Origin of the sequence: Pseudonocardia sp. SID8383 (genome assembly GCF_009864975.1) — a bacterium.
GTDB lineage: Bacteria > Actinomycetota > Actinomycetes > Mycobacteriales > Pseudonocardiaceae > Pseudonocardia > Pseudonocardia alni.
In genome coordinates this window covers 1-566 of record NZ_WWFY01000739.1, presented here as the reverse complement: position 1 = coordinate 566, position 566 = coordinate 1, and the positions used below count along the sequence as shown (strand labels likewise).

The following is a 566-nucleotide window of genomic DNA, read 5'->3' as shown; positions in this document are numbered from 1 at the left end:
ACGGACGCCGCCACCGTCGGCCTGCTCGGGACCGTGCCGTGGGAGCTGCTGCCGCCCGTGCCGCTGGCCCAGGCCTGCGGGGTCGAGGGGCCCCTGCACGACGTGCTGCGGATGCAGGCCGCGCAGCTGCGGCGGCGGCACGAGCTCGCCGCGCTCGCGATGGTCCTCGCGCAGAGCGCGGTCCTCGACGTCGCGGCGGGCCGGTGGGAGACGGCCGAGGCCGGGGCCACCGAGGGCCTGCGGCTGGCCGAGGAGGTCGGGGCGGACCACGTGGCGAGCCAGTGCCGGCTCTGTCTGGCCAACCTGGCCGCGGCCCGCGGCGACGCCCCCGGACTGGACGGCCACACCACCCGGGCGCTGGCCGTCTCGGTCCTGCAGGGGGTGCGCGCGCTCACCGCGTCGGCGTACTGGGTGCGGGGCCGGGCCGCGCTGTTCGAGGGCAGGCCCCGCGACGCCCTGCACCACCTGATGCCGCTCGGCGAGCCCGGCCACGAGGCCGCCCACCCCACGTTCGCGCTGCTCGCCGCCCCGGACACCGCCGAGGCCGCGACGCAGGAGGGCCGTAC

The 566-nt window shown here is 79.3% G+C and carries 1 pseudogene; it reads left to right on the top strand.

Annotated elements, in window-relative coordinates:
* Nucleotides 1–566, top strand: a pseudogene (locus GTW08_RS17725) (hypothetical protein); the annotation flags it as partial.